General features: G+C 55.8%; 9 protein-coding genes. 7 read left to right on the top strand and 2 right to left on the bottom strand.

Going from position 1 to position 5,404, the window contains the following annotated elements:
• A partial coding sequence (locus tag GM672_RS26980) for an IS3 family transposase (RefSeq protein ID WP_155472497.1) occupies positions 1-108 on the top strand: 108 nt, incomplete at its 5' end.
• A 353-nt stretch (positions 109-461) separates the two neighbouring features.
• Here GM672_RS26980 and GM672_RS26975 read toward each other — a convergent pair.
• On the bottom strand, positions 462-881 hold the full coding sequence (locus GM672_RS26975) for a hypothetical protein (RefSeq protein WP_155473592.1): 420 nt from the start codon (positions 879-881) through the stop codon (positions 462-464).
• 30 nt (positions 882-911) lie between these two features.
• On the opposite strand from GM672_RS26975, the gene GM672_RS26970 reads away from it, so the two are divergent.
• From GM672_RS26970 to GM672_RS26955, 5 genes are all read left to right on the top strand, one after another.
• On the top strand, positions 912-1,142 hold the full coding sequence (locus GM672_RS26970) for a hypothetical protein (protein WP_155473593.1): 231 nt from the start codon (positions 912-914) through the stop codon (positions 1,140-1,142).
• A gap of 36 nt (positions 1,143-1,178) precedes the next feature.
• Positions 1,179-1,370 carry a hypothetical protein gene (locus tag GM672_RS26965; RefSeq protein ID WP_155473591.1) on the top strand — a complete coding sequence of 64 codons (192 nt, stop codon included), beginning with the start codon at positions 1,179-1,181 and terminating at the stop codon, positions 1,368-1,370.
• Positions 1,371-1,434: 64 nt separating this feature from the next.
• Positions 1,435-1,764 (top strand): hypothetical protein, encoded by a 330-nt coding sequence (locus tag GM672_RS26960; RefSeq protein WP_155473590.1) that lies wholly within the window; start codon positions 1,435-1,437, stop codon positions 1,762-1,764.
• Positions 1,765-1,786: 22 nt separating this feature from the next.
• Positions 1,787-1,921: a hypothetical protein gene (locus GM672_RS29610; RefSeq protein ID WP_260099465.1), complete on the top strand. Its 135-nt coding sequence runs from the start codon at positions 1,787-1,789 to the stop codon at positions 1,919-1,921.
• An 18-nt stretch (positions 1,922-1,939) separates the two neighbouring features.
• Complete coding sequence (locus GM672_RS26955) at positions 1,940-2,227, top strand: hypothetical protein (protein WP_155473589.1); 288 nt, start codon at positions 1,940-1,942, stop codon at positions 2,225-2,227.
• A 756-nt stretch (positions 2,228-2,983) separates the two neighbouring features.
• On the opposite strand, the gene GM672_RS26950 is transcribed toward GM672_RS26955, so the two are convergent.
• Entirely contained in the window at positions 2,984-3,196 is a 213-nt protein-coding gene (locus GM672_RS26950) for a hypothetical protein (protein ID WP_155473588.1), read from the bottom strand.
• Between the two features lie 1,453 nt (positions 3,197-4,649).
• On the opposite strand from GM672_RS26950, the gene GM672_RS26945 reads away from it, so the two are divergent.
• Positions 4,650-5,048, top strand: a complete 399-nt coding sequence (locus tag GM672_RS26945) for a hypothetical protein (RefSeq protein WP_155473587.1) — start codon at positions 4,650-4,652, stop codon at positions 5,046-5,048.
• Positions 5,049-5,404 lie beyond the last annotated feature (356 nt).

Genomic DNA, 5,404 nt, shown 5'->3' with positions numbered 1-5,404 from the left:
GATTACATCGAGATGTTCTACAATCCGAAGCGCCGGCACAGCTTCAGCAATGACTTGTCGCCGGTCGAGTATGAAAAGCAGTATTTCAAGCGGCTCGCGAGTGTCTAGGAAACTCGTGGCGATTCAGAGCGCACCCATGGGGTTGTCGCCGTAGGGTTACCATTGCTCATCATGGCAGCGGTACACCTGTTTCTGCCGCGCTGGGTGGAAGCAGGCATTTGGGTCCTCTTGCTCGGACCGGCGGCAGCGGCAGCCGTCACGATAGTCGCCTATGGTTTGCTGCTTACGCGGCGCCACTGAACTGCACCGGAAAAAACCGTGAACTACCGTCGCCTACCAGGAGTCGCATACTGCATCGGATGCGGCTGTCACGATCAGCGCGCTTGCGCGAACGGCTGTTGGTGGCTCCGCGTGGACTATACGGTCGCCGCAGGAGTTTGCAGCGAGTGCGGCGGGCACGTTCAGCGGTGGGACAGGGGTGAACGAACTCGACTCAACGCCGTAACCCCGGCCGCTGCTTGATCCGGAAGGAACAGCGTACCGCGATTTTCGCGTCCGCGAAACTGAACAAATCGCGCCAGGTTGCGGCCGCAGTTGGCCGGTGCCGGCGCCAAGGAAAAGCCGTGGGCGATATAACGACCGTCGATTTTGGAACCGCTGCCGAACGGCAGCGTGCAAAACTGGCTGATAGCTTGGAAGCGATTGCCGGTCACATCCGACGCGGTGAGCTTCAGTTCGAGCCACGAGGCTTTGTTCTGCTGCTGCAAAGTGAGCAGAATCCTGCCCAGTTTGAAGTGCTCAACGTCGGCATCCCGACAACGACAGACCTGGAGCGCGCAGCGATTGCGATCCGCACGAGAACGCACCAGCGCATCTAACAAGGAAAAATCGTGTCGACGACGACAGGCAATATGGACACAGCGCGGCGCTGGCGTGAGCAGTGGGGTTACATCGGCCGGGGCGGCGTTGTCGTGTTGTTCGCCGGCGAGGTGCAGAGCTGGGTCAACGAGCTGCGGAACCCGGAGCACTGGCAGCCCGGTTGCATCGCTGTGGATGAAGGTGGAAAGAGCTGGACCGCGATCGCCGGTACCGAATCTAACGGCGCCTTGATGTGGCTCCCGAACGATCCGATCCGCGACTGATAGAAAACTGTATAAACGATTTTTAGGAGCACGGACATGCTGCTGGACAGCCTGAAAATCGACATCACCGAAATGATCGATCTGGCACAGAGGATCGAGAACTACGACGCGACCCTGGCGGCATCGCAGACGCTCGGTAAACAGATCGAGCCCGCTGATGCCGCGCACGTCGAACGGCGGCACCGCGGCGAACGGCTGGCCGAACTACGTGTCAAATGGGGCGTGTAAGCCCAAGGAAAACCCGCGCCTGGCGGCGCCCGTAGCTGGCCGGCCGTCAGCGTAAAGAGGACTCATGGGCACAATCGTACACAACGCCATTGTCGTAACGAGCAACGAAGGCACTCGTATTTCGGCGGCAGCTGCTATGGCTCGTTCGCTGGGACTGCAAGTCCTCGGCCCGAGTGAAGCGGCCGGCCATAGCTATCAATCGATTCTTGTTTGCCCTGACGGGAGCAAGGAACGTCATGAAAGGTCGGACCTCGCGGATACGAAGCGCGACACTTTCCGCTCCTGGCTGGCATCTGACGGTGACGAACTGGACTGGGTAGAGGTTCGGTTTGGACCGGATACCGAGGGCGCTTACGTGCTGCATGACGCGAAGGGACGGTTCGACAACGAATGACCCGGAAAACCAGGAGATCGTAATGTTCATCGCACAGCAATACAAATTCGAATGGGGCGACGCGTACATGGACGCGTTCTTGAATTACGAAGCTCCCAGCGGCATCGAAGGTCACCGTGTCGAGGTGGACTTCGCCCGCGTGTGGGACGCGCTGTAACTGGTTAAGGAATACGATATGGCTGAGGAACTGGGGTATCACGAGCAGAACGAGGGCTGGAAGCACGAATGGCTGGCCGATAGCCATTGCGTCTGCTTTATGCGTCCGCGAGAGATCGGCGGAGGGTTCATGACCGTCGATTTCGAGTGTCGGCTTTTCAGCACCGGCTACGGCAAGCCACGGCAGGGCGCGACGGCCACTGCTTACACCGGCAAGGGCTGGAAGGATCGAATCGTCCGCGACGCGATCGACCACTTGGAACGCGTGATGTCCGACACCGGACCTGCAACATCGCAGACGGCCTGATCGCCAAGGAAAAATGTCGGAAACTGGATGATGCCTAATTTACCGCGTTTAATCTTGATCGGCAGCGTGCTGTTGCTACCGGTCGTTGCAGGCTCCTGGTCAGCGTTGGCTGCTACGCCCGAGTCTCCGGAGTACAGGTTACCACCCGCGAATTCATGGCTTCACGGTCGATGTGGACGCCATACCTGTAATGTGTACCAGTCTCATGCGGTACGCGATGGCGTCTATTTGAGTAAGCACTCAACTCTTTATGCGCCCCGAGTAATCGTAGACGTCGGCGGTAATGGTAGTCGGGGACGGGTGCAACTTACCCATGTGCCGTTCTCGTTGTGCGCGTCAACGCACGGGGACGAGTGCACGATTGAGGTAAAGACCGGCAAGGCAGTTTTGGAACTCGGATTAGATTCGAGTAGCCCGTTAGAGATCACGCCAGCTATGAATTTCGTTCGTTTCGCAGGCGACACCAAGTCGTTTGAGGTGTCGTACCTGGATGAACAACGTAAGCGCGTGCGCATTCGGTTCGATGCGGCACAGGTCGAGTTACGTCCAGTCGAGTTGCGTCCAGCGCGGCTCGATCGATAGAAAGGCCGAGGAAAAACATGCAAGCACTTAAACGTCTTCAATTCCTAGCTTCCCGGCAAGGTGGCTGGGCTGGATGATCGATCCATAGAGACCAGGCGCACGGGCCTACAGCGAACGTCGACATATCGTTCGGTTGGCGCACACTTGCGCTCTGATGCGATTACTGTCATCAGCTTACAGCGCTGGCGCAGCACCGAACCGACGAAGAGCCTCACTGACTTCGGCGATGCCAAACACGTCTGGGGCAGGCGCCGACTTTCCCGCCATTGCTGATGCTGTTTCAGCCACGTGGAGCGCATGCGTCCGCTCCCGCCAGAGCGCTTGAAGTCCGGCCACGAGCAAGTCGCGGTCAGCTTTGCTCAAGGCATTGTTCAGATCGTCGTTCATATAACCTCGATGTCATGTACGTGAGCGGCCGGCCGCCAGGGAGCACTACCGGTGCGGCAATTTAACGGGAGCAAAGTGCCAGCTGCATCTATCCCCCCCACTACTGGAGCCTGGTTCGTACCCGTAGAGTTCTTGCCGCCGAAGAAGGCACGGTAACTGCACATCATCCACGTAGCCTCATTTTTCCTTGCTATTCAGCAATGACAAGTAATTCGGCTCCCCGACCCTGGGCACGGAAGGCTCGTAGGTGAAGCAATTTGCTACCCCCCAACTGATGATGATTTTAACCCCGAATAACTAAGTATGGCGCGGTTTATAGATTTTCCAGCCCGTGACAGATTCCTTCTAGTTCGCGTCTTGCATCCGCGTACCCAAGCATTGGGTTCCTACTGCGTTCCGCTTTTTCAACGTCATTAAGGTCCCTCCACATCAAGCGGCCTTGGGCACTTCCATCCGCCCCGGGTATTAACGTTTCGAAAGCCTCTGCAAACGTAATGAGCCAACGAAGATCGACAACCATGCTACCTCCGCTCCGGTCAGCATGATGGATAAAAGCTCGTGCGGTAACTTGCCGATAATTCCAACGCAACACAATTTGCCGGCTAAAAAAGGACTGCCGGATTTCAGTCCACCGATTGGCGAGGCCATATCATCATCACACAGTTTTCTTGGGTGTCAAGCTGTCGCAGCCGGTGTTGCAGCAGCTTTGCAGCCGATCATTGCCATGGGAGAGCTGTTCCACAAGACGGAGTGCGTTCTGGTCGCGCACCTGCTTGCTTAGTTTTTAACAAAAGCATTCTGGATCAAGGACGTACTGAGCAGTGACGGAGGTAACGCTGGATGGTCCGATACGCCGTGTTATGCAGCATTATTTGTCTGTTCGCACTAATAGCGCAGCGCCCGATACTGCATTCAATACTGTGAGAGGGCATGGGATTCGCCCGCGCTTATTGAGGTGTTGGCGACAGAACGACGCTCATAGCATGGAAGGGCTCGAATACCTTCTCTCGGCCGCACTAGCGTGTCTGACTATCTCAATGTCGCAGTCTGCCAGCGGCACGACATACATTGCCAGTTGTCTAGCAATGTGGGTCCGGATCCAGCGGCATCACTCGCGTCGACGTGACTGTACAGCTTGACATTACGTCATGTGAGGTCAGAATGAGTAGAAGAATTCCAATGGCAATGCATCGTGGATTCGCCTAATGTCGCGAGCAGTCCGCATGGTTGTGGTTTTCAAACAAACTCATCCGGAACTAGGAGCGTTAGTCTAACCAAGGTGCGCGATGTGTTTCTCTTGAAAATCGGCCAGACGCTATGATGATATCAAAAAGCATACATAATCAACGAAACAATAGAGAGGGAAGAGCGGCCATTGTGATCTCAAGAATATTTCAGGTCGTTAATGCCGATGGCTCTGTGGAGTTTGCAGAAATTTCTGAGGGAGAAAATCATGGGTTTGAGTGTGGTACGCGTGACGTTTTCCGACGGTGCGCGAATGTACAGTTCGTATTGTACGATTGCAGAAATGATGAATCCAATCATTGTCTCTATTCCACCGGAGCTGGAGCAGCTGATGGAAGAGGACGCTAACGTCAGCGGGGAAGACCCAGCGACGACGTTGTACCGCATCATTATCGGCGGAGGAGCGTGGCCCGAACGTCTGCCAGATGATGTACCGTTTGAGCGTGTCACGTGCACGTTACTATTCAACGGCGGGATTGATCATTCATGGGAATCTCAAGCACAGCGACATCGTATGAGTGGCGTGATCAGCGGCAGTCTCGGATGTGCAAACCTTGCGCTGGTTCCAGACCCAATTGAAGCCACATATCTCAGCTTAAACACATAGCTGTCCATTAGGTGTCTGCCCGGTTTCCGTGGCTCGCTGACGGCAGATAATAGTCTGCACCTTTCGCGTGACTGTTTAAATTTCCGGATCGTAATCAGCGGGCGCACGACTGCCAGGGTACAACAACAGAAGGTCCTGTACCATGTGACGGAACCGGCTGTGTGGTTGTGCTTTAACAGGTCCATCAATTCGTGAAGCCGGCGAGTCCGGCAGGGGGCGCCGCGCCAGCGGGTAATCCCCCCACAAAAAGAGCGTCGTTAGAAGTAGAATTTTCTACTTAAGAACAGAAAGCTCTACATGAAGACGTCCCGCTTTACCGACAGCCAGATCATCGCCATCCTGAAACAAGCCGAAGC

The organism is Pseudoduganella buxea (assembly GCF_009720835.1).
Lineage (GTDB): Bacteria > Pseudomonadota > Gammaproteobacteria > Burkholderiales > Burkholderiaceae_D > Rugamonas > Rugamonas buxea.
The sequence above is the reverse complement of the archived record's forward strand: the minus strand, read 5'-3'. Positions and strand labels throughout refer to the sequence as shown.